This window comes from Deinococcus yavapaiensis KR-236 (assembly GCF_003217515.1).
GTDB lineage: Bacteria > Deinococcota > Deinococci > Deinococcales > Deinococcaceae > Deinococcus_A > Deinococcus_A yavapaiensis.
The window spans coordinates 1-23,242 of the sequence record NZ_QJSX01000023.1 but is presented as its reverse complement, the minus strand read 5'-3'; the positions used below and the strand labels follow the sequence as shown (position 1 = coordinate 23,242).

Genomic DNA, 23,242 nt, shown 5'->3' with positions numbered 1-23,242 from the left:
CCGGAGTGAGCGTTCGCTTCAAACTCACCCTCAGTTACGCCGCATTTCTGATGCTGGCGGGCACTTTGCTGCTGCTGGTGGTGTGGGTGTTCCTGCTACGGTATGTCCCCGAGGAGATCCAAATCCAGCCACGGTCCTCACCGAACCACGTGGCGACGGGAGCGAGCTCGTCCGCTCCAGGGTCGGTTCGCCCGCTCTTCGTCCCGAATCGCTCGGATTTGGTGCGCGCCTTCGTTCCCAAGGCAGCGGTGGTGCTGATCTTCCTCCTGGTCTTCGGGCTCGTCGGGGGTTGGCTGCTCGCCGGACGAATTCTCGCTCCCCTGACGCGAATCACCGACGCCACGCGCCTCGCCGCGACCGGCTCGCTCTCTCATCGAATCCGGCTCGCGGGCCACGAAGACGAGTTTCGCGAACTCGCCGACGCTTTCGACGCCATGCTCGCGCGCCTCGAAGCGCACGTACGCGAACAGCGGAGATTCGCAGCCAACGCCTCCCACGAGTTGCGCACGCCCCTGGCGATCACGCGGACGCTGCTCGACGTGGCCCGCAAAGATCCGAATCGCGACACCGACGAGCTGATCGACCGCCTTCACGCGGTCAACACCCGGGCGGTCGGCCTCACCGAAGCGCTTCTCGTGCTGAGCCGCGCCGATCAGCGGTCCTTCACGCCAGAACACGTCGACTTGTCCCTCGTCGCGGAAGAAGCCACGGAAACGCTCCTTCCCCTCGCAGAGAAACGCGGCGTCAGGATCGAGACTTCCGGTGACGTGACGCCCACCATCGGATCACGCACGCTTCTGCTGCAGTTGACGACGAACCTCGTGCACAACGCGATCGTCCACAATCTGTCCGAGCAGGGCCGCGTGTGGATCACGGCCAGCGTTCACGGGCGCGGCGTGGCGCTCACCGTCGAGAACACCGGCGAGAACCTTCCCCCCGAGTTGGTAGCCACGCTCGTCGAGCCGTTTCTTCGCGGCACCGAGCGTACCGCCACCGATCACGCGGGCGTCGGTTTGGGCTTGGCGATCGTCAACAGCATCACCCGAGCACACGACGGAACCCTTTCCCTCACGCCTCGGGCCGCCGGGGGACTTCGTGTGACGGTGCGACTCCCCGCCGCGCCGCCAGATCGTCACGAAGCTAAGCGAGACCACTCTTGATTCGAACGTGTCGCGGGCCGTCACCGACGTGGACGGACGTCGGGCGGCGACGAAGTTCGAGGGCCGTACAAGGCCAAGGTAAGCCTCATCGTCGCCGAGCCGAGCTTCAGGTCCCATGAAGTTCACGCCGCTCGTCGTGAACGGCGGCATGGAAGACTTCACGGCGTCCGAGACGATGGCGGGTCACGCGAAGGTGGCGAGCGGCGCGAGCTTCATTCCAGCGTGAACTCCATCGACCTTTCCAACCTCCGGGCCTGGCCGCTGGGTGCTTCGTCGACTTGCCGCGCGTCCCGTTCGGCCTCGCCCTTTCGATCGCTTCAAGCGTGAAGCGCCGCGCTCGCCGCGACCGTCAACCGTTCCTGCACCTTGCCGCGCGCCGAGCTCGCCGAGGCGTGTCCCGCCGCGTCGCCGATCGCGTCGTACGACGTCATCGCCAAGGTGTAGAAGTCGTGCGCTTCTTGCCAGCGAGACGTCGCCTCGGCTTCCACGCCCGCTTCCAGCAACAGGGGAGCGGCGCGCGCGTGCTCTCCCCCGATCAGCCAATGGCGGGCCACGCGCCCCGGGGACGCGGCGTGGCGTGTCAAGACGCGGGCGGCGCTGCGGTGCAAAAGCTTGCGGACCGCCTCGGGAATCGCCGCTACGAGCGCTTCGTACACGAGATCGTGCGTGAAGCGCTCTCCGTTCATAATCTGCGCCCGCTCGAGTTCCTCCCAAGCGCTCGCCGTGGTCAGCAAGGGAGCGCCCAGCACTTCGGCGACGAGATCCAGCGTGAAGTCGCTTTGCAGCACGGCGGCCGCGCGAGCCGTTTGCAGTGCGGGCACGGACAATTGTTGCAAGCGGCGCGTCAACACCTCGCCCACCTTCGGCGGTAAAGGCAGCGTGTCGGCGTGCGGGCGCACTCCGTTCGTTTCCACGAGGTGCTTGACCGCTTCGAGCAAAAACTGCGGGTTTCCGTTCGAGAACCGCGTGAGCCTCGAAGCGAGACCGACGAGCTCAGGAACGTCGAGGTCGCCGAGCAGGCGATGAACGCTCGCTTCGTCCAGCGCGTCGAGTTCGATCAGGACGGCCTTGCCCGCCACGACTTGCTGTTGTACGAACGCTTCGGCTTCCGGCGACAATTCTCCGCGGCGGTACGCGGCGAGCACGTGCGGAATGCCGCTCGCGCCTCCCAAAGGAAAGGCCGATCCGAACAAGATGAATCCCGCCTCGATCGTCGCAAGATCGCAGTACTGCATGTCGTCCACCGTCAACACGTCCACGTGCCGCAAGCCTCGCTCGAACACGGCGCCCACGGCGTCTTGCAAGCGGGCGCCGAGTTGCGCGCGCACGCCGTGCACGTCACCCAACTCGGGAACGAGCGGCTGTAGCGCGTCGCGCGTCCAGGCGTCGAGCGACACGTCGGGATTCGCGTCGAGGATCCGGCGAACGTTGCGGGCGGTGGCCGTGAACGGAGCGGCGTCGTCGCCCGGTCGTCCTTCCAGGGCCAGCACGCGCCCCTTGGACGCGGCGAAGTCGGCGACGAGACGAGTCTTTCCCATGCCGGGCTCGCCCGTCACGAAGATCAGTTGTCCGTTCGCCCATCCCTTCTCCATGCGCTCCCACGCCGTTTCACGACCGAGGAGAACGGGCGGCCGAAGGGCGCTTCGAGGAACTTGCCGTCGAGGAGGAGCCACGTGAGCCACCGCCTCGCCGCGCAAGATGTCCTCGGCGAGGGCGCGCGTCTCGGGAAGCGGCTCGGTGTGCAGTTCGGTCCGCAGCACGTCGGCGCAGCGCTCGTACGCGGCGCGCGCCGCCGCCGGGTCGCCGTTGAGATAATGCAGGCGCATGAGGCGGCGGTACGCGTCCTCGGACACGGGATCGAAGTGCAGCGCGCGGCGTGTGAACGCGAGCGCGTTCGGCCAGTCACCCTGCACTTCCTTGCGCTGCGCTCTCCTCATCAAGTGCCTCGCGCGGAGACCGTCGAGCCGTTCGCGTTGAGCGCGAAGCCAATCTTGAAGCTCGTGGGCCTCGGGAAAGGACAGGCCGTCGAGCAGGACGTGGTCGGGAACCTCGACCTCTTCCTCGTCGCCCTCGAAGGCGCAGACGAGAACGTCGACGTCGGTTCGCACGATGTCTCGCAGCGTCAGCGGGTCGTGCGGATCGACCAGATCGGTGCCGCACGCGGCCGCGAGGCGGCGCAAGAGCTGCACCAAGTTGTTGCGGGCGACGCTTTCGGTGTTGTCGGGCCACAGCAGACCCGCGAGGCGCGAGCGCATCGTGGGCCCCTGCAAGGCCAGGAAGGCCAAGGCGGCCAAAGGGCGTCCCTCGCACCGCACGCGACGACCATCAGGCGCGACGAGGCGTCCCAAGCCCAGCAGCGACAGCCGCCACTCTCCCGGTCCGGTCATGGTGCCTCCACACTAGCAAACGATGGTCGACACCGCGTGAAACGACGGTCGCGCTCAACCCACCGAAGTCATCGCCGCCGTCACCCGTGCTTGCTCGCGCCTCGCCCGATCGGCCGCTTCCATGTCGGCGCTCTTGTCGAAGGCCTCGGCCGCCGCGGCGTAGAATTCGGTCGCTTCCCTGAAGCGCAGCGTCTCTTCGGCCGCTCGAGCGGCCCGCAGCCACCAAGGCGCGCTTTGGCCCGCGTCACCGCCGTCGAGCCATTGTCGCGCGACTCGTGCGGGCGCGGCGTCGTATCGGGCGAGGACGCGCGCCGCCGCGCGGTGCAGCAACTTGCGAACGTGTGCAGGCGTGCTCGTCAGGATCGCTTCGGCCACGAGGTCGTGACTGAAGCTTTCCCCGGCGACCACTTGAGCGGCGTCGAGTTCCTCCCACGCGTTCGCCGTGTCGAAGACGGTGACGCCCAGCACTTCCGAGATCTGCTCCAACGTGAAGTCGGCACGCAGAACGGCCGCCGCCCGCGCCACTTGAAGGGCCGCGCTCGACAGACGAGCGAGGCGACGCTCCACGAGGGCCGCGTGACCACGCGTCAAGCGCTTGGGTTCGAGGAGGGTCTCGACGTCACCCGTTTCGATGACGTGCCGAATCGCCTCGAGCACGAACTGAGGATTGCCGCCGCCGTACTCGTGAAGGCGGGCGGCGAGATCTCGAATCGGCAAGCGTGTGCCGAGCGACTCGGGAAGCGGCAAGTCACGCAACAAGGACACGACGTCCTCCGGTTCGAGGGGAGTCAAGTCCACACGCACGGCCAAGCCCGCCATGACGAGACGCTCGATGAGCACTTCTTGGTGAGATGTCAGCTCTCCCCGACGGCACACCGAGATGAACCGCGCCGACGGACCTGAACCCTCGGCGAGGACGTGCGAGAACATGAAGGCGCCCAAGTCCATCGTGGCGCTGTCGTAGTACTGAATGTCGTCGTTGAGCGTCGCCTGGTAAGTCGAGGCCGTCGCCCGCACCATCTCCAGGTGCGCGAGGAAAAACATGTAGCGCTCGGAGTCCGCACCGAGCGGCGCGAGATCGTCGTCGTCGCGAAGCTCCGGCAGCAAGCGTGACAGTTCGCGGCGCACCCACGGTGACAACGCGGCGTCCGGTGCGGCGGCGAGTCGGGCGCGGGCGTTGCGAGCGGCGGCCATGAACGGGACGTCGCGGTCGCCCGGGCGGCTCGGCAAGTACAGCCACGTTCCCTTGCTGCGCAAAAAATCCTGCGCGAGGCGCGTCTTTCCGGCTCCTGGATCGCCGAAGACGAAGATCTGCTTGCCCGCCGCCCAAGCGTCCTCCATCTCCGCCCACGCGACGTCGCGGCCCACGAGGCGCGGCGGGCGCAGCACCGCGATGGGCAGACGCCCATCCGACGCGTCGGCGTTCACGACGCCCAAGTCGATTTCCCGAGCGAGCCGCGCGGTCGGCGCGGACGGCTCGGCGTCGAGTTCACGCCTCAACAAGTCTTTACAGCGCCGATATGCCCGAAGCGCGGCCGGACGGTCGCCCGCGTGCGAGTGCAGGCGCATCAAGGTGCGCCACGTCTCCTCGGAGAGTGGATCGAGGACCAGGAGGCGCTCGGCGACCGCGATCGCGTCGGAAACTCGACCGGCAGCTTGAAGCCGATCGATACGCCGATGGTACGACTGCAGGCGCCGCATGCTGAACTGCTCGCGCGCGGCGAGCAGCCAATCGGCGAGGTCGGGAAGGTCGTCATAGTCCACGCCGTCCAAAAACGCCCCGTCGGGAAGTGCGTCTCCAGCTTCATACGCGCCCGAATGGTCCTGCACGTCGGCGATGTCCGTTCGTACCTCGGGGCCGAGCGCCAGCGTTTCGTGCCCTGGCACCAAGGAAGCACCGCACGCTTTTCGTAGGCGGCGCAGCAAGTGCACAAGGTTGTTTCGCGCGGCGCTTTCCTCGGTCTCGGGCCACAACAAGCTCACCAGGCGGGCGCGCGACGTCGCGCCTTCGACGGCGAGGTAGGCCAGGAGCGCGAGCGTCTTGCCCTCGCAACGAATGAAACGCCCGTCGGGCGCGATCAGCTGAGGACTGCCAAGCAGCGTGAATCGCCAATCGGAAGACCCGGTCATGATGCCCCAAGGTATCTCAACCTCCATCCTCACGCGCAAGGCGGTTCACGAGAAAGACGAGGGCGTTCGTGCTCGTCGATTCGACATGGCAACCGGATGACAGGGAGGAAACGACGGCCGAGAGGGAAAACCTGTCTGCTGCACGCGGTTTCGGCACGAAGCTCGACACGACGGGCCGCCCCCTCGTCATCACGACGGGGCCATGCCGCGTTATCTACCTTCATCTCGGAGGAAAGATTCCATGCGCCACACCTTGACGCTCGCCCTGCTCACCCTGGGTCTCGCGACCGCCGCCCCCCTCACGCTGTCCGGCACCGTCTCCGCGCCGAGCGGCGGAAACGTGAAAGGCACCCACGTCATCGCCTGCTTTCCAAAGGGTGACGCGTGCGACGAGCAATTTTCGGTCGGGACACAAGTTACCGCGAGCGGGCCTCACGCCGCGTTCTCCCTCACGGTTAAGAAAGCGGGCGAGTACCAGTTGATCGCCTGGAAAGACATGAACGGCTCCGGTGACATGGACGACGGCGACTACTCGGGCTTTTTCAGCAAGGCGGGAAGTGGCACGCCCGGTCGAGTCGCCGCGCCCGGCACGAACCTCGCCTTTTCCATGACGGTGCGAGGCCGCTCTTCGACGTCGAACGGCGACCGTTCCTTGTCGGGCACGGTGGAAGCGCCGAAGGGCGTGAACCTCGAGGGAACCGTCGTGATCGCTTGCGTCGTGCGAGGCGACGGGTGCGACGAGAACGCCAGCAAGATGATGGCCCTCGACGTGGCGGGCACGAAGGCGTCGTTCAAGATCGAGGGGTTGGAAAGCAGCGCCTACCGTCTCGTCGCTTGGAAGGACGTGAATCGCAACGAGCAATTCGACGACGGCGACTACGTGGCGCGCCTCACGAGCGCCGACGGTCAAGCGCTCGAAGTGAAAGCGCCCCGTGCGAACATCGCGTTGCGACTCGCCAAAGTCGGCGAGCCCGCTTCCTTGGAACAGCCGACGGCGGCTCGAGCGGCGAATCCGTCTCCCGTGATCACGAAAGGGCAACCCGGATACGTCACGGGACAAGTGTTCGATTCGCTCGGACGTCCCTTGCCGGGCGCCTCCGTGAAGATCGACCCGGCGGTGAGCGGGTACTTCGTGCACAGTCTCGGAGAGTACCGAACGGACGCCAAGGGCGCGTACAAGGCGCGCCTCACGCCTGAAGTGGCTTGGAAGGCGACGGCGAGCACAAGCGTGTCGTGGCTGGACATGCCGATGTGCCTGCCGAGCCTACCGTACGGTGACGGAGCATTGTTCTTCGCCGCCGACGGCGCGGTGAGGCACTTCAAGATCGACACGAACGTCGCGCACTTGATCGTCGCGCAGCAATTCGTGGTGACCACCAATCCGGCCGAGCGTCCCCGGTTCATCGGAGATCAGCGCGTCAACAAGTTCAAGGTGACCTTGCGCCCCCTCGGAAACGCGGTCGACGGCGCGCGCGTCCCAGGCGTCGACACCGTGGTTTCCGTGGCCAAAGGTGGCTGGAGCACCGACAGTACGTCCTTCGACTTGAACGAACTGCCCCTCGCCCGCTACGAACTCAAGGTCGCGTACGTGGAGTCGGACGGCTCTCTCACGCCACTCGTCGTGCGGAACACCACCGGGCGAGCGAACGCGCCCTTCGCGGGCAGTACGGTTGTCGAATTCGAAGACATCAGGGGGTGCGCCGCGCAAAGCAAGATCGAATTCCAGTTTCCCTGAACGGCCTTTGCGAGGTGACTTCCACGTCGCCGCCGCTCTCCGGCTTTGCGCGAGCTTGTCTTCTTCGTCTCCCCCGTTGCCAAGCCGATGGAGGTGGTTACGACGTGAAGGCAAAAAGGAGCTTTCGGGGCAGCACCCTTCGCCAGTTTCTCGTAGCGCGTTGTCACCCGACGGTGCCCGTGGCGGCGCGTAAGTCGAGGTTGTACGGACCCCGACAATGACGAACCCACGGCGAGGTCATCACGTTTCCACCGTTCCGGATCGCACGCGGGAAAGCTCGGCGTGTTCCAGTCGTCGGAGGGCGCGCATCTGCTCGAACGTCGAGTCCCGAGGTGCCTCGTCACGACGCCGCGGTTTCCCGGTGTGACGCGACGCCGCCCTTGCCGCTGGGGGTGCAGTGCACGTCTGGCAAGGACCGCGTGGGCGCCGTCACCGCCGTGCCGATCCATCAGCGAATGGAGTGTGCTCACCGCTCCGCGTGCTCGCCTTCGCAGCAACCTCGAACGCATGTACGTGAAGGCGCCGCGCGTTGCCGTCCGCCTCTTCACGCTCGGCGCCCGGACTACGCCGATGCGCTCAGCGCCCCTGAGCGAACAGGCGCAGGACACGCCGCGCCACGCTTGCTACGCTGACGATCGGCGGCTCAGGACGCGCTTCCTTCTCCTAACCTGTCCAGTTCGCAGCGTGTCCGCTTTCCGCCTCGCAATTCATCGCCGCTGGCTCAGGGCGCGCTTCCTTCTCCGCTTGATTGAAACTCAAACACGCAGCGCGCCCGCTTTCCAGCGGCGCTTTTCCATCTCGAGGTGCCCATGACCTTCCACGCGAACGACGACTTGACCACGCTGCTGCTCCGCACCTCCAAGCGGGTGTTCCTGCCTGCCGCGTCGCCCGCGCACGCACGACCGGGCAACGCGGTGAAGGCGCTGCGTGCGTTGGAACGGCGTTTGTTCGAGTTGGGGTACGTCCTGACCGAAGATCTCCACGTCGCTCTGCGCACTCTCGACGACGTGACCCTCCGCCACGTCGGCGAGCACCTCACGCGGACCCTCGAGCGAAACGTCGGCGCGCACGCGACGCACGTCACGCTCTTCCGCCGTTTTCCCCTGACGACGCCCAACGACACGTTCGCGTTCTACTTGCGGCGCGTGCTGACGTGGTCGGCGCGCGATCCGGGCGAACCGTGCGCGCTCGACCACGACGACCTTCCTCGTGGTGCGAGCACGCACGTCGGGCCGCACAGCGCGCCTGAGCGCGCGTGCGCGTACGGCACCTTCGACCCGGCGGAGTTCGGCGGGTGCCCCATCTGCCACCGCCGCCTCGCCACGCCCGCCCTTCCCGCGGAGGAAGCGTCACGCGAGCCCACGCGGTTGCGCGCCTTGCACCTCGGCGGGAACGTGCACGTGGAAGCGACCGCGCTCCTCACGCGTCTGCTGAGCCGCACGACGCCACTGTCGCCTCAAGATCGCGAGAGCCTCGCGGTGCTGCTGATCTCGCTCGAGGGCGAGGCCCTGACAGTGGTGCCGGACGTCGTGCCGATGCGTGAAACGATGGCGTTCGCGTTCACCACGCTGCTGCGAAGCGAGCGCACGCGCGACGCGGCCCTCGCCGTGCTGCCCCGGCACCTCAAGACGGCGACGGACGTCCTGCGCGTCATCGACGCGTACGGCGGCGGGAACGGCACGCTTACGGAAGCGGCGAACGTCTCTTCCATGCCGCGCGCGCTACGGCGCGTGCTGCTCGGCGCGCTCGACTCGCTCCGGTTTGAGGCGCTCGTGGAGGACCTCGGCCGTCACCCCGGCGATTGGAAGCGGGCGGGCGAGATGCTGCACCCGTTCGAGCACGCCGCGCGCTTTCAGAGCGTCGCGCTCGCGTTCGCGGTGCTGCGCGGCACGGCCTTGCGCGACGACGCGCTCGCGCACCGCGTGGAAAGCGCGGCGAACGCCGTACGCGGCACGCGACTCAGCGGGAACGTCGTGCGGTACCGCGCGTGGAGCGGCGACGTCGAAACGGCCTTCGCGCGTCACGACGTGCATGACGCGCTGCGTCTCTTGCGGCAGCGTCCGGGAGAGTTCGGGCGGCGCTTCGACAAGTTGCTGCGCGAAGTCGTCGCGCGCGAGCCCGCGTTGCTCGCCGACGTCGAAGCGACCGCGCGGGCAGTCGCGCCGCGCCTGACGGCTCCGATGTTGCTGAGCCTCAGCGCACATCTCGCCCGTCGCCACGAGCCTCACGCGCGCCGGGTGTTCTTTCCGAAAGGCGACGCGGCGCACGCGCGCGCGATCGACGATACGCGCCCGCTTCTCCCGCACGAGGTGACCGCGCCGTTCACGGCCGTGTTCGACGCGGAGCTCGTGAGGCGCGCGAGCGCCTTGCCGTCCTTCGAGCGCGCCGTGCTCGACGAAGGACTCGCGCGCGTGCCCGTACCGGTCGCGGCGCGCAAAGCGTCGCGCGCGCTCGTCGCCTGGCCACGAGGCGCGCACCTCGACGTACCGCCCGAGCGCTTTCTGCGCCTCTTCGTGCACTGGGTGCAACCGCAGGACATACGAGTGGACCTCGACCTCAGCGTGGCGTTCTATGACGACGCGTGGACCTTCGTGGGCTTGTGCGACTTCACGAACTTGCGCTTCGGCGCGGGCGCCGTGCATTCCGGTGACTTCACGAGCGCGCCCGCGCCCGAGGGAGCGTCGGAGTTCCTCGACCTCGACGTGGACGCGCTGCGCGGCGCGGGCGTGCGGTACGCGGTGCCGGTGATCTTCAGTTACAACGACGTCGCGTTCGACGTGATGCCCGAAGCGTTCGCGGGCGTGATGCTGCGCGCCGAGCGGGTCGGGAAGGTATTCAACGCGCGCAGCGTCGAGCAACGCTTCGACCTCTCGGGCAGTGGGAAAGTGGCAGCGCCGCTGTGCGTTGACTTCGCGCGGCGCACGCTGCGCTGGCTGGACGTGAAGGTCAAGCCGCGCGGCGGCATGCACCGCGTCGGCACGTACAAGCATGCGCTCGGGAAGGTCGTGCGGGACGTCGACGCGCACTTCGAGAGTGGTGGGCGCGCCACGTTGTGGGACCTCGCGCTCGTGCACGCGGCGGGCCGCGCGCGGGAAGTGCTCGTCCTGGGGAAAGGGGGCGGCACGGAAAGGTACCGCCGCCGACCCGAGGAGGATGCCGCCGCGTTTCACGCGCGCGTCAACAGTCGGTCGGACGCCGACGAGGCGAACGTGAACCTATCGATAGGCGAAGAGGCGGTGCTCGGGGCGTTCGTGCGCCGCGCGTTGGAGTTGCCGCCGGGCAGCGTCGCCTTCGCGGTGGACGAAGGGGACGTCGTGGACGTGCACGTTTCGCGCATTGACAGCGGCGCCTTGCTTTCCGAGTTGCACGTGCGTGAAACCGCGCCCGCCTGATCACGCGGTTCTCGAGGCAGGTCGTCATTGCACGTCGTGTAAGCGTAGGTTGACGACTTGCTTCTCTGGCGGTCATACCCGACGCCCAGGTACCGAGTGGGCGTCACCGAGGCGACACTCGGCTTCGGCAGTCAGGCGTTCGAGCGTTCAAGCCCTGCTCCGAGCGTGAATGCCCCTCGAGCAGCCTCGGCTGGATCTTTCAAGCGCGAAGCGCCGGACAAATCGTGCTGCCGTGCGCCACACACTTCGGATTGGCGTCGTTCCGAGCGCCGAGGGGTGGAACGTGCACGACGAGCCGCGCCTCTTGTTCTGAGGGCCGTTCACGTGCCTTGATCGCTTGCCACGCTTCCGCAATCGTCGACATCATGGAGTGTGTCCCGCCTCACCCTCCAGTCCTATCGCCCTGAGAACGCCGAGCGCTTCCTGACGCTTTTCAACCAGAGCTACCACTCGCCGATTTCCCTTGATCGCTTCAATCTCGTGGAATCGCTCCGAGTTCCCGACGCGCCATTCGCGCGACTCCTCGCGTTCGACGCGCAACGACTCGTGGGCGCCGCCACGCTCCAGCACGGTGCGGGGAACTTGCCCGGCTGGTTCAATGTCCACGTGATCGTCGATCGAGAGCGACGCGGCGAAGGCGTCGCTCGCACCCTTTTGGAGGCTTTGGGACCTTTCTTGGACTCGGCGCGTCCGGTGGGCGTGGAAGGACGTGTGCTCGACGCGGACCCTACCAGCCGGGCATGGGCAGAACGGCGAGGGTTGCACGTGGCCTCGCACTCGTTCGCGTCGGTCTTGCCGCTCGAAGCATTCTCGTTCGAGCGATTCGCGGCGCAGGTGACGCGTGTGGAACGCGAGGGCGTACGATTCGTGCCGCTGCACTCTTGGCTGGAGCACCATGCGGCGCAAGACCTGCACGCCCTCGTGAGCGCCGTCATGCAGGACGAGCCGACGGCCGCACACCGCGCACAGGAACCGTTCGAGCACTTCGAGCGCGGCGTGATTCGCAATCCCTTCACGTCCCGGGTTGCCTCGTTCGTCGCGATGCGGGCAGACAGACCCGTCGGCTTCACGCTGGTGCGCTCACCGCGCCAGGACGGCACCATGATGATTTGGGGAACGGGCGTCGCGCGGGACGAGCGCGGCAGTGGTTTGAGCGCCGCTCTCAAGGCCTTGTCGGCCCGCGCGGCGCGCAACGAGGGTGGAACATGCATGCAGACGGACAACGACGCGCGGAACGCGGCGATGCTGCGCGTCAACGAACGTCTCGGCTTTGTTCCGACGGTGGGCGTATGGCGCATGCGCACTTCATCTTGAGGTGCCGACCGTTCCCCGGCTGCACCGGGATCAACGGTGGCTCGTGGAACTCGTGACCATACTGTTCAGGTCCGGACGTGCCGCCTTATTGCCCGTGTGCATTGGACCGAACGATTTTTGTCGACGCGTCAACGTCGCTTGCCGCGCCGCCTCGACGGGACTGGAGTACCCTCGGGTATGCTTCGTGTTTCCTGGCCTCAAACGCAGGATTTCGTTCATGGCGAGCCCTTGCCAGCTCCGCCACAATGGAGTCGGCCGGGGCTCGTGATGTTCTTCAATGTGGAGTGCGCGGCTTGCGTCACGCGGGGTATTCCCTTTCTGAAGCGCTTGCATCACGAGTACGGCGGTCAAGTGAACGTCCTTGGAATTCACACGTCGCGTGGGCACCGACTTCTCGAACGCGACCGAGTCGAGCCGACCGTGCGGCGCTTCGCCGAGTCCTTCGCCAAGCTCCCGTTTCCCGTCGCGCTCGACCTTGACGGGCACATCGCCGAGACATGGCAAACCGAAGGCACGCCGCATTGGTTGGCATTCGCGGTCGATGGAACGCTGCTGCGCAGCGTGTACGGCAGCCAGGAGAACGCGCAGACGCGCTTGGAGTACCTCCTCGCCGAGCTGGTGCAACGACCGTGACGCCTCATCCGCGAGCAGCAGGAAGGCGCGCCTGCTCAAGAAGGCGCGCGACCGCGAGTGCGCCGTCCTCGCGCCACGACCTCGCCACGATCTGCACACCGAGCGGTCGCGAATCGCGCGTTTCTCCGAACGGCACGACGACGGCCGGTTGACCCGTTAGGCTCCACGGGGCCGTGAAGTCGATGCCGCCCTCGTCCTCGCCGTGACGCACCGCGCCGCCGCGCGTCACGGGCGTCAGCACGACGTCCACGCTTTCCATGAAGCGCAGGACCTCGCGGCGAAAGCGGTCCCACTCGAAGAGATGGCGCTCGACCTCGTCGGCGGTGAGCGTCGAGCGCCCGTCCGGTTCCCACTCGTCCCACGACGCGGATTCGGGCCGCGCCCAGTACTGCCGCGTGAGGCGCATCGCCGCCCCGAGGTTCGGTGGTGCGGCCTCGACGACCTCACAGCCGAGGTGCGCGAGCGCCGCCGCCGCCGACCTCGTCACCCGTGAGGCGTCCTCGCTCACGCGCGTCTCGCCGTCCTCGCCCGCGAAGGCGTCGAAGAAGGCGACACGGAGCGCCTCGACACGCACCTCGCTCGCGCGGCCCAAGTGCGCGGGCACGACGCTCGCGTCGCGTCCGTCCTCGCCCGCGACGACGTGAAGCGCGAGCTCGAGGTCCTCGACCGAGCGGGCGAGGGGGCCGATCACCGTGCGCGGATCGGCGAGCGGATTGATGCGCGGCACGTGCCCTGTGAGGGGCACTCGGCCTGACGTCGGCTTGAGTCCGAAGACGCCGCAGAACGCCGCAGGCTGGCGAATCGAGCCGCCCGAATCGCTGCCGAGTCCGAGCGGACTGCAATGTGTCGCGACGAGCACCGCCTCGCCGGAACTCGACCCGCCGGGACTGAGGTGCGCTCCCCGCGGGTGAGACACGCGGCCGTACACCGCCGTATCGGGTAGCACGGCACTCTTGCCGAGCACGACGCCTCCAGCTTCGCGCAGGCGAGCGACGGCTGAGGCGTCCTCGCGGCAGATGACTCCGCGGCGGGCCTCGTCGCCCGCGAGGCATGGCAAGCCCGCGACCTCGATCCAGTCTTTGACCGTCAGGGGCACGCCGTGCAACGGCCCTGCGCGGTCGCCACGCGCGAGACGCTCGTCGAGGTGGCGCGCCTCGCGCCTCGCCTCGTCGAAGGCGGGCAGCACGAGGGCCCCGAGCGCGACCGCGCGCTCGCAACGCGCGATGTACGCGTCGACGACTTCGAGCGACGAGCACTGCTTCTGAGCGACGAGGCGGGCGAGGACGGCGGCGGACAAGTCGGTGAGGACAAGTCGGTGAGGTCGGTCATGCAGGCTCCTGAGGGGTGAGGAATGATGGTCGTGAGCCCAACATGCGCCTTGCGGCATGGCTGAGCTATGACGCTCGCTTTAGCGGCTATGCGGCTGTTCAGCCGCTCCTTTGCTCACGCAACGCCGTGGGCCCGTATGCTGAAAGCCACTCCCAATTCAACCCGCCCTCCGCCCAACCCGAGGCACGCACCCACAAGGTCGAAGGAGGTCCCTGCCATAAAAATCTCCCCCTGCACAGGCCGCGCAGTACCAATTGCAAGGCCGTCTCCTCGACCTGCCCGAGACGGAAGCAGCCCGCTTTTCGAGCGAGCAAACGTGCCGAACGTCGAGCGAGCTCGTTCGCCGGGATGTGTTCGCCATGAATTCGAGGCGCGGTTGAAATCTCGTGAAGATCACGGTCTTCCACGATGACACTCAACTCGAGAGTGTCCCATTCGATGTCGTCGAACGGCGATCATCACAGCGCTTGATGTTGGAAACCAGCTTGCCATTGGCGGAGCCTCGGGGAAAACAACGGTTCCTACTTCACGGGTGAGCAAGCACGTCAGCCGTGCGAACGAGAGTGTGATCGTCGAAGGTCGACGTTTTATCGATTCCGACGTGGGTTCGAGTGCATGAGATGGCGGCCAGATTGAGGTGCGGTACGTACCGTCAGCTTCGCCTTCGACTCATCCAGCGTCCAACTGCGAAGCGCGAGCTTCCCCGAGCGGTAACTCCATGAACACCCAGTGTCGTTGGAGGTCGAGTGGAATCTCGCTTCCCGAGTACGGAGGCGTGATATGAAATCCCACGCTTCGGTAGAGCTCGTGTGCTTCGTGCATGAACTCCGCGCTGTCCAACCGCAGCAGCTTCGCGTCCTCGATGGCGCGCTCAAGCAACGCCCGGCCGATGCCATGCCGTCGGCTGTCAGGCCGTACATACATGCGCTTGAGTTCCGCCGCACCGTCTTCGTGGAACTTCACGGCGAGCACTCCGACTGGAACATCAGCCTGGTGTGCGAGCCACAGTCGACCGTACGAAGCCAAGAACAGCCTGAGGTTCGCCCGATCCGCTTCACGGGTGGCTGCCGCGTCCCAGTCAATTCCGTAGTGCTGCTCGAGCGCCAAGCAGTTCGCCTCGATGTACTCGTTGAAGAGTTCGAGCGCCTCCTCGTGCTGCTGCCGTGCCGTGGCTGGCTGGATGGTGAACATCTGACCTCCAGAGGAATTCACTGGAATCGACCCAGGAGTGCCGGTGGCATTCATAGGGCATCACCGGATCGAGTTCGATGTGCTGCCATTTGGTTTTGCTGTCAACTTACATCGCCAAGGATTGAGCATCGGGGTGCCAGCGTTTGAATGGATGGAACTGGGTGAAAGCCTTGGACGTCGGGTACCTTTGGTAGTCGCTCGGCATGACAGCTCGGTTTTCGTGACACTCGCCATCGTTGCCTTGCACGCACCGTTGTCGACGGTCCTGGCGGTTCATGCGGCGTTGTACTTGGTGTTTCCGTGGGTATTTTACATCAGGTCTGAAAATGGGCTGAAGGCCATCTTTCGGTCCGATCGCTCGGAAGGCGTTCCTCCCAACGATTGATTCGGGAGTCCCCGGACACTCCGATTCACGGCCGAGCTCTAACAGCTTGAATGTTCTCGACGATTTGCGACATGCCCTCAGGCTGTGGCGTTCCGAGCGGGGTGACGACAACATAGGTCGGAGGGGTGGCGTTGAGCCGTTGCCCGCCGACGCACCACCCCGCGTGCTCACTTCCCCCGTGAAAGCCTCCTTCATGCTTCTTGCACCCTTGGCCCTCACGACCCTGCTCGCCGCGTGCGCCCCGAGTCCGACTTCCAACGCCGCCGACACGCTCAACGAGACGCCCTTCAAACAAGACCAAGTTTGACACGTCGAAGGAACGTACCGGAACCAACCGGTGGGATTCACGATCCCACTCAAGCAGTATCCCCACCCCGACGGCCACGACACGTTCAGCAACTCGAGCAAAGCGGACGACCGCAAGATCCTAACCACTGAACTGGAGTCCAGTTCGACCGCTCGATTCACGTCCCTGTCCGGGTACGCGGGCTTCGACGCGCGAGGGAACGCGGTGTGGTTCGTACGGACGCAACCTGCCAAGACGCTCAAGACGGCGACCGACTGCTTCGAATGTCGCGTGACGCAGTACGGGTCCGGTAATACTCGATTTCAGGGCACGCTACGCGGGTACACGATGCCGTATCGTCATCCTTGGCATCCCTTCCGCCCTACGTTCCGCAGCCGCCTCCGACTGACCCGGATGACTCCTCGGCGTGGACAATGACTTGAGTCGGGTACGTGGACGGACACCGGCGGCATGCACAGCGACACGTCAACCCCTGTGAGGGCGGTCGTGTTATTCAAGCCGCGCTCGGTCGAAACGATCCTGCTCCAGCGAGATTCTCATCGACGTCCACAGTCGTGCGGAAAGTAGCATGAATGTTTCGACGACGAAGGCCAAGAGTGATCTTCTGGCCTTCGTCGTCGTGTCAGAGCTTGTTTTGGTTCGACCTCAGGCGCTGTCGGCGTACGGATTGACTTCAGCCTTGGGGTTCGGTCCCCACTTGTTGCTTCCAGCTTCGCCTTCTTGGACGTCGAAGATCAGCAGAACAAGGGCGCCAACAAGCGGTACCAGGCCGATCAGGGTCCACCAGCCGGATCGGCCGGTGTCATGGAGGCGGCGAATGCCGACCGCGATGGAGGGCACGAGGACGGCAAGGCCATAGATTCCACTTAAAATTCCAAAATTCTCATCACCGAGACCCAGAGCCACGTCCAACACCGTCAAAAGGATCGTGACGATCAGATTGAAGAGGCTGAACATCCAAAACTCGCGTCTCCTTCCAACGCTCACGATTCCCCTTGGAGGCTCGTTGAAGTCAGGATGACACTCGACTCTTTTTCATGATGTGCGAATGTGCGAGGACCCTTCCGTTTGAAACTCGAGGTCCCTCCTTGGTGATCTTCAAGTCAGTCTTCGCGTTCCTTCCGCCCACCAGCGATCCTTCGCCTTCTCGCCCGCCATCCACGGGAGCACGATGGCGTCGATGATCCTATCCTCGCTGCATCACGAAGACCTCATATTGACAGTAGCCATACGCGAACGTACGTCGGACGCTCGGGCGTGCTCTCCGCCACGCTCGAATTCTTCGGCGGCCGCTTCGAAGAAGCGCGCTGCCTCGTCGAGCTGAAAACCTTCCAACGCATCCTCGCCGGCCCGCACCCACCATGGCGCGGCCGTCGACGCCTTGCCACCGGCACGCCAATGGTGCGCGATGCGAGCCGCGCCGCTGCCGAATCGCTCGAGCATCCGAGCGACACTTCGATGCAGCAGTTGACGAACCGAGGATGGCATGGCCGCCTCGACCGCCTCGTACACCAGGTCGTGCGTGAAGCGATCTCCGGATACGACTTGCGCGCGCTCCAGTTCCTCCCACGCCTGCGCGACGTCCAGCAAGCCACCTCCAAGCACCTCCGCGATCTGCTCGAGGTCGAAGTCGCTTTGCAGCACGGCCGCCGCGCGCGCCACACCGAGAGCGGGCGCGGACAGTCGCTCGAGGCGGCGCGCGATGACTTCACCCACCTTCGGCGTGAGCGGCAGCTTGACGGTCGCGAGGTTTTCATCCGTCTCGAAGGCGCCGCTTTCGACGAGGTGCTTGACGATCTCCAGCGCGAACAAGGGACTGCCACCCGAGTACCGCGCGAGCCGATCACGGAAGCGTTCATCGTCAGGTACGCCCAAGTCGCTGAGCAACGCGTGGGTGTCGGTCATGGCGAGGTTCGGCACGTCGATGAGGACCGCCAAGCTGAGTCGCACCAGCTCGTCGATTTCGCGCTGCATGTCAGGCTGCAACTCGCCTCGTCGAAACGTGCACACGGCGCGCGGAAAGTGACCGGGATGCTCAGGTTGTCCGAAGAAAAACACGCCGTCCACGAGCGAGGGGTGGTCGTAGAACTGGATATCGTCGACGAGGACGACGTCCACGTCGCTCCACGCCGCACGGCAAAGTTCGAGCATCGCTCGGCGGTACCGCAGCAAGTCATCGCTGTGACCCAGCGGCGGCAGGATCTCGCCATGCGCGGCGAATTCAGGCAGCACCCGCCCGAGTTCACGGCGCACCCACGGTTCGAGCACGACGTCGGGCCGACGCTCGAGGGAAGCGCGGTAGTTGCGGGCCGACGACGTGAACGGCTGGTTCGCGTCGCCATGCCGCCCTTTGAACTCGAGCACCACGCCTTTGCTGCGAGCGAAGTCCATCGCCAAGCGCGTCTTTCCGACCCCTGGGTCGCCCATGACGTAGATGTACTGACCACGCGCCCACGCTTCCTCCATCCGCTCCCACTCGCGCTCGCGTCCCACGAGCACGGGAGGGCGCAGCACCGCGAGCGGAAGTGCGACATTCGTGGTGCGCACGGAGGTCGGCACGGCGCCACGTTCGATGGCCCGCGCCAAGTCGTTCGTTTCAGGCAGCGGCTCGACGTTCAGCTCCCGCCAAAGGACGTCACGACACTTCTGGTACGCGTGGAGCGCGGCGGGACGGTCGCCCCGCAGGTAATGCAGGCGCATGAGTCGTCGGTGGGCATCCTCCGACGTGGGATCGAGGTCGAGCAGCGTGTACGCGTGCACGAGCGCACCATCGTAATCGCCGGTCTGCTGGACACGCTCGATTTCCTGACGAAGCGCGATGCGCCGCCACGTGTCGAGCCGCTCGCGCTCGCCGTACACCCATTCGTCGAGGTCCGGGCAGTCGTCGTACGTCAAGCCTTGGAGAACCTCTCCTTCGAAGGAGAGGAACGTGGTGTGATCTCCACGCACGAACGCTTCGCGAGCGCTCGAGGCGTCGATGGACATCCCTTTGGCAAGCGTGAGGATTCCACCGCCTTCGATCAGGTCGCTGCCCGTGTGGCCGCGGAGTTTGCGCAGCAGGTGCACGAGGTTGTTGCGAGCCGCCTCCTCGCGCGTGTCCGGCCAGAGGAGCTCCGTGAGTTGCGGGCGCCGCGTCGGCCCTTCAAGGGCGAGGTAAGCCAGCAAGGCGGCTGTTTTGCGTTCGAGCGGCACGTTGAGTCCGTCGTTCGACTCGAGCTGGGCTGCTCCTATAAGGTGAGCGTGCCAGGCGTGAAGCGTCATGGTACGGCTTCACAATAGCAAATCGAGTTGGCGGCTCGTTGGCTCACAGTGCTTGATGTAGCGCGTGGACATAGTCACTGCGAGGTAGCCTGCAAGGGCAAACGCAATGAACCCGGATTCTTGTTGGAGTACTGATGATTGCGAACGTGGCGCTTTCGATCCGTGGATTTGCACGAGATGACATCTACGCCGCATGGTCGAATCTTGGTCAGCTCTTCCTCTTGGCCCTGATCCTCATCCTGCTGGATCGCATGAAACGCCCTTGAAGAACTCCGTTATGGGGTGGGACATGGCAGCAAGCGATTCACAAGCGCCTCTGCGATTTCCCGAGCTTCCAACGCTTGGGCAGACCGAAAGCTCACAGCCGTCACGTTGCTCGAGACACTACATTCGGGCCCGTGAAACGACTGCTCCTTCCTCTCTTCGTCCTTCTGGCACTCGTCGCGTGCGCTCCGACGGCCACCACGACCATAGCCTCGAACTTGAACAATGCGCTCGATTCGACTCCCCTTCGCGTTGGACAAAGTTGGGCGTTGGAGACCACGTACAGTCAATTTGCCAATAATGGACAGTTTGCGTCTACCGTCATCTCCACCGCTTCGATGAATGGACTGGGGCGCCCGACACGTTCAGCAACGTGGATGCGGCGGGTTACACGAATATAATGACAAGCTTCGCGCCGCGATCCAACGTATCAGCGGGCGATAGCAGGCCCCTCGGCTATGTTGGCTTTACGCCTGAAGCCAAGGTGATCCGCTTTGTTTGGTTCGGTCCGGTTCGTTACCGAACGGTGATGAACGTCTTGCCAATTCGCGGGTTGGAGTGCACGATTCGCGCGTTCACACCGAATGCCACGACGCTCAAGGGGACGTTGCGCGGCTCGCGTTTCGAGGACAAGACCGACGTGGACCCGAGCAAGTGGACGGACATTGGAACGTGCATGGCGACGCTCGTAACTGACTCGAGCCTTTGAGCACCCTCTGAAGGCTTTGTAGAGCACAAGGAACTTGCCATCAAGCTTATGGCGTTGGCGCACGTGTACCTTTCAGGCTCATCGACTGCCATCCCGCCAGTGCTTAGAGGGTGTTTGAACACATTCAGGACGCACTTTTCTCGCTTGCAAGTCGAGTGAGCATCAAGCGGACCATCGCGGCGTACATCAGCGCCTCTCCCATTTCCGGTAAGCGCTCGTAATCCTTCGCCAATCGACGATTTCTCGACGTCCAGGCGAAGGTCCGCTCGACCACCCAGCGCCTCGGAATAACCTTGAAATCTCGAAACCCTCGCAAGGTCTTGATCTGCTCCGGCGTCAATTCGTGCCCTTCTAGCAACCAGTAGCCGCGGATATTCGCATCCGGACGCTGCACCACCTCCACGGTCCAGTGCAACGTCTGTTTGACCCACTCGACCCACTTGCCCTTGTACCCACCATCCACGAACAGATGAGACAATCGGGCAAAGAGCGGCTTGGCGAGCGGCAGCAAGAGTTCACCGCCGAGCCGGTCCGTCACGTTGGCCGCCAGGATCTTGACCTTCAACAGCAGACCCTGAGTGTCGACGAGTACGTGGCGCTTGCGACCCTTGATCTTCTTGCCTCCATCGTAGCCCTTCACGCCGCCTTGCTCGGTGGTTTTCACGGTTTGACTGTCGAGAATGCACGCGGAGGGCTGTGCGAGTCGACCTGCCGCTTCTCGAACTCGCTCGCGAAGTTGTGCGTTGAGCACTTCCCACAAGCCTGAAATGCGCCAAATGTGGAAATAGTGGAAGGCCGATTGCCAGGGCGGATAGTGATCGGGTAAGTACCGCCAGGCGCAGCCGGTGCGTAACGAATAGAAGATGCCGTCGAGGATGAGGCGCAAGGACCACTTGCGTGGTCGACCGGGGTGTTCTGGGACCGGCAGGAGGGGTGCGAGAATGACCCACTCGGCATCCGTGAGGTCGCTTGGAAAGCGTGTCATAAAAGATGGTACGGTGCTTTTACATCGTTCAGCACAGCCTTTTCAAACACCCTCTAATCTGAGGTTTTGCTGGGCGCTCTGAGAGCATCACTACTTTCACGAAAACTTCGCGTCGCATCTCTATCGGCGCCCAAGACCAATTTGTTATCATAGTAGTAAAACAGTTTTCTGTAAATACCAACGCCTGTTCTGCACTCGCCGGGCGCAGTACTATAATATTTACACACCTTAAGGTCGACGGCAGAGAACTCAGGGGCTGCCACAAATTTCCAGATTCCCACCACCTCGGAGCCATCCGGTCTTTTTAGTCTCACCTCGTGATTATCGAGAAGAACATAGCTGGAGCCGTATCCATTGACGTACTTACCGACGACCTCTTCTTCTGTGATACGAGCAAGTCCATAGCGATGGGAATCGCAACCAATCAGTAAGGTAATGCACACAACCGAAACAAGCAAACTCTTCACTCTCAGCCCCCGGCACGTCCCATAATCGAAACAACATTCACCTACCGCGAATAGATATTGACATCCTGCCGTGAGTGAATCTATATACCGATATTGCAAAATAGACGTCGACATCATTGCCTTGGAGTGTCGTCGACGTCGTGAGCAAACTACCGATGGACTGCAGAATATTCCATGTCGTTGGCCAATACTGCCGCTTCATCCGAGGCAGCATCACCTCTCCAGAGAAAGAGGCACTGGAACAATCATGATGCCCCCGCTCGGGCGGTCAGGAGGACGCATGGTCCGAGACTTGCACGACATCATCTTCAAGCATGCCTTGAAGCGGCCATGGCGCTCGTAGTGCATCCCGTTGAGTTGGCCATGCGGGACACACCTCACACACTCCGAACCCATCACCTTCCGGCAGAGCGAGTTGTGGCGGAGCTTAGAGCCGAGGTACTTGTGCATGGCACGAAGAGAGCCAACGTCCATAACCTGACTTTTTCGAAACCAAAAAGCGCGGGCGTCATGCTGACCGCCACCATCGCCCCATCGTCACCCGGCACCCAGCGGGCAGCACACGCGGCAACTTGGCCGATCAACTCCACGGCGAGACTGGCCATGGCGACCTCGAGAGCAGCGCCGAGCGTATGCCCGGCGCCTGCTGCGCCATTCAATTGACCTTCGAGTTGGGCCAGTCCGGCGGTGCCGCTGACGGCGGTGATGCGCAGCGTGACGTCGGACGTGAGACCCAGGCCGTCACGCTGGCGAGCGGCGGGAGGGGTGCCGGGGCTTGGTCATCCCAGGCTCGGAGCGGTAAGGCAAGGGAGCCAAAGGAGGGAGGAACTTCACGCCGACCGTCAACGGCGTCTCATGACAAAGCAGGAGGATACAAACCTATGCGACGCTATTTAGCCGCGCTTGTCCTATCAACGGGTCTTTCCGCTGCTCAAGATGCCAGCACGCCAGCCCCCATGAACGGCATCTGGAGGTTGACGAAGATGACTTCCGTGGGAACAGCCCCTGTTTTATCCCCGCTCCCCACGACGGATCTTTTCATCGTGGGGAACTCGATTCGAGGTCGTTTGGGCTGCGGGACGTATGAAGGCACCATTGCCGCTGCTAACAACGCGATGCAGATGAAGGTCGCCCCCCTGCCGCCCAAGCCGAGCGAGCGGTGTCTGTACGCCGTTCCTGGAGTCTTTCATCAGGCGATGAATACGTCGTGGGGTTACATCATCAGTGGGGACACCCAACGCCTCGTCGTCTTCTCGGAGACGGCTTGGCTCTCCTTCGAACGAATCGGCTACGTCACGCCTACGCAGAAGTAGTAAAGTCCCAAATAGAAAGGCCCCCGTCGAAAGGATGGGGGCTTGCTCTTAGGGTCCACGGGCGTCGCGACGTAGAAGTCATTGCTGTGCTCGCTGGCATCGACGATGATCTTGTCACTGAAGCCGTCGGGATTCGTCATGAACATTTCTATAGAAATCGGAGGAGATCACGTTGGGGTATGGCAGAAGAAGGCGAGCACAAGGTTCTTGTGGCGCACCAACGCGAAGCCTTGCGTCCATCGCCGCTTGAGGTCCTGCAGGTCCTTCGCCACGAAGTTCC

17 protein-coding genes are annotated in these 23,242 nt (G+C 64.3%); 9 read left to right on the top strand and 8 right to left on the bottom strand.

Translation table 11 applies throughout. From position 1 onward, the window contains the following. The first annotated feature begins 5 nt into the window (after positions 1-5). Positions 6-1,160 carry a sensor histidine kinase gene (locus tag DES52_RS20375; protein WP_281268592.1) on the top strand — a complete coding sequence of 385 codons (1,155 nt, stop codon included), beginning with the start codon at positions 6-8 and terminating at the stop codon, positions 1,158-1,160. A gap of 317 nt (positions 1,161-1,477) precedes the next feature. On the opposite strand, the gene DES52_RS20370 is transcribed toward DES52_RS20375, so the two are convergent. Both DES52_RS20370 and DES52_RS20365 read right to left on the bottom strand, forming a co-directional pair. Continuing rightward, positions 1,478-3,547, bottom strand: a complete 2,070-nt coding sequence (locus DES52_RS20370) for an ATP-binding protein (protein ID WP_110888674.1) — start codon at positions 3,545-3,547, stop codon at positions 1,478-1,480. A gap of 54 nt (positions 3,548-3,601) precedes the next feature. Next, positions 3,602-5,677 (bottom strand): ATP-binding protein, encoded by a 2,076-nt coding sequence (locus DES52_RS20365; RefSeq protein ID WP_170131196.1) that lies wholly within the window; start codon positions 5,675-5,677, stop codon positions 3,602-3,604. A gap of 241 nt (positions 5,678-5,918) precedes the next feature. Here DES52_RS20365 and DES52_RS20360 point away from each other — a divergent pair, with 241 nt between their 5' ends. Both DES52_RS20360 and DES52_RS20350 read left to right on the top strand, forming a co-directional pair. Beyond that, complete coding sequence (locus DES52_RS20360) at positions 5,919-7,412, top strand: Ig-like domain-containing protein (RefSeq protein WP_110888672.1); 1,494 nt, start codon at positions 5,919-5,921, stop codon at positions 7,410-7,412. A gap of 809 nt (positions 7,413-8,221) precedes the next feature. Further along, positions 8,222-10,804: an MXAN_6230/SCO0854 family RING domain-containing protein gene (locus DES52_RS20350; protein WP_110888670.1), complete on the top strand. Its 2,583-nt coding sequence runs from the start codon at positions 8,222-8,224 to the stop codon at positions 10,802-10,804. 199 nt (positions 10,805-11,003) lie between these two features. Here DES52_RS20350 and DES52_RS23190 read toward each other — a convergent pair whose 3' ends face one another. After that, positions 11,004-11,171, bottom strand: coding sequence for a hypothetical protein (locus DES52_RS23190; protein ID WP_170131195.1), 168 nt, complete (start codon positions 11,169-11,171; stop codon positions 11,004-11,006). Between the two features lie 5 nt (positions 11,172-11,176). Between DES52_RS23190 and DES52_RS20345 the strand changes: the two genes are divergently transcribed. Both DES52_RS20345 and DES52_RS20340 read left to right on the top strand, forming a co-directional pair. Further along, a complete protein-coding gene (locus DES52_RS20345; RefSeq protein WP_110888669.1) occupies positions 11,177-12,118 on the top strand; it encodes a GNAT family N-acetyltransferase in 942 nt (313 codons plus the stop codon). Between the two features lie 267 nt (positions 12,119-12,385). Continuing rightward, positions 12,386-12,751, top strand: a complete 366-nt coding sequence (locus tag DES52_RS20340; protein ID WP_245901197.1) for a TlpA family protein disulfide reductase — start codon at positions 12,386-12,388, stop codon at positions 12,749-12,751. Positions 12,752-12,755: 4 nt separating this feature from the next. Here the strand turns inward: DES52_RS20340 and DES52_RS20335 are convergent, their stop codons facing one another. Both DES52_RS20335 and DES52_RS20330 read right to left on the bottom strand, forming a co-directional pair. After that, positions 12,756-14,048 (bottom strand): amidase, encoded by a 1,293-nt coding sequence (locus tag DES52_RS20335; RefSeq protein ID WP_170131194.1) that lies wholly within the window; start codon positions 14,046-14,048, stop codon positions 12,756-12,758. Positions 14,049-14,749: 701 nt separating this feature from the next. Then, entirely contained in the window at positions 14,750-15,271 is a 522-nt protein-coding gene (locus DES52_RS20330) for a GNAT family N-acetyltransferase (protein WP_170131193.1), read from the bottom strand. Between the two features lie 43 nt (positions 15,272-15,314). Between DES52_RS20330 and DES52_RS22695 the strand changes: the two genes are divergently transcribed. Further along, positions 15,315-15,656, top strand: coding sequence for a hypothetical protein (locus DES52_RS22695; protein WP_146237407.1), 342 nt, complete (start codon positions 15,315-15,317; stop codon positions 15,654-15,656). A 952-nt stretch (positions 15,657-16,608) separates the two neighbouring features. On the opposite strand, the gene DES52_RS20320 is transcribed toward DES52_RS22695, so the two are convergent. Next, positions 16,609-16,950 carry a DUF805 domain-containing protein gene (locus DES52_RS20320; RefSeq protein ID WP_281268591.1) on the bottom strand — a complete coding sequence of 114 codons (342 nt, stop codon included), beginning with the start codon at positions 16,948-16,950 and terminating at the stop codon, positions 16,609-16,611. A gap of 213 nt (positions 16,951-17,163) precedes the next feature. Continuing rightward, entirely contained in the window at positions 17,164-19,224 is a 2,061-nt protein-coding gene (locus tag DES52_RS20315) for an ATP-binding protein (protein WP_110888663.1), read from the bottom strand. Between the two features lie 134 nt (positions 19,225-19,358). Here DES52_RS20315 and DES52_RS23635 point away from each other — a divergent pair, with 134 nt between their 5' ends. Beyond that, positions 19,359-19,490, top strand: a complete 132-nt coding sequence (locus DES52_RS23635; protein ID WP_281268590.1) for a hypothetical protein — start codon at positions 19,359-19,361, stop codon at positions 19,488-19,490. 482 nt (positions 19,491-19,972) lie between these two features. Next, positions 19,973-20,197, top strand: a complete 225-nt coding sequence (locus tag DES52_RS22690) for a hypothetical protein (protein ID WP_146237406.1) — start codon at positions 19,973-19,975, stop codon at positions 20,195-20,197. Between the two features lie 124 nt (positions 20,198-20,321). On the opposite strand, the gene DES52_RS20310 is transcribed toward DES52_RS22690, so the two are convergent. Continuing rightward, positions 20,322-21,182 carry an IS5 family transposase gene (locus DES52_RS20310; RefSeq protein WP_110888662.1) on the bottom strand — a complete coding sequence of 287 codons (861 nt, stop codon included), beginning with the start codon at positions 21,180-21,182 and terminating at the stop codon, positions 20,322-20,324. A gap of 1,423 nt (positions 21,183-22,605) precedes the next feature. Here DES52_RS20310 and DES52_RS22685 point away from each other — a divergent pair. Beyond that, positions 22,606-22,962, top strand: coding sequence for a hypothetical protein (locus DES52_RS22685; RefSeq protein WP_146237405.1), 357 nt, complete (start codon positions 22,606-22,608; stop codon positions 22,960-22,962). Positions 22,963-23,242 lie beyond the last annotated feature (280 nt).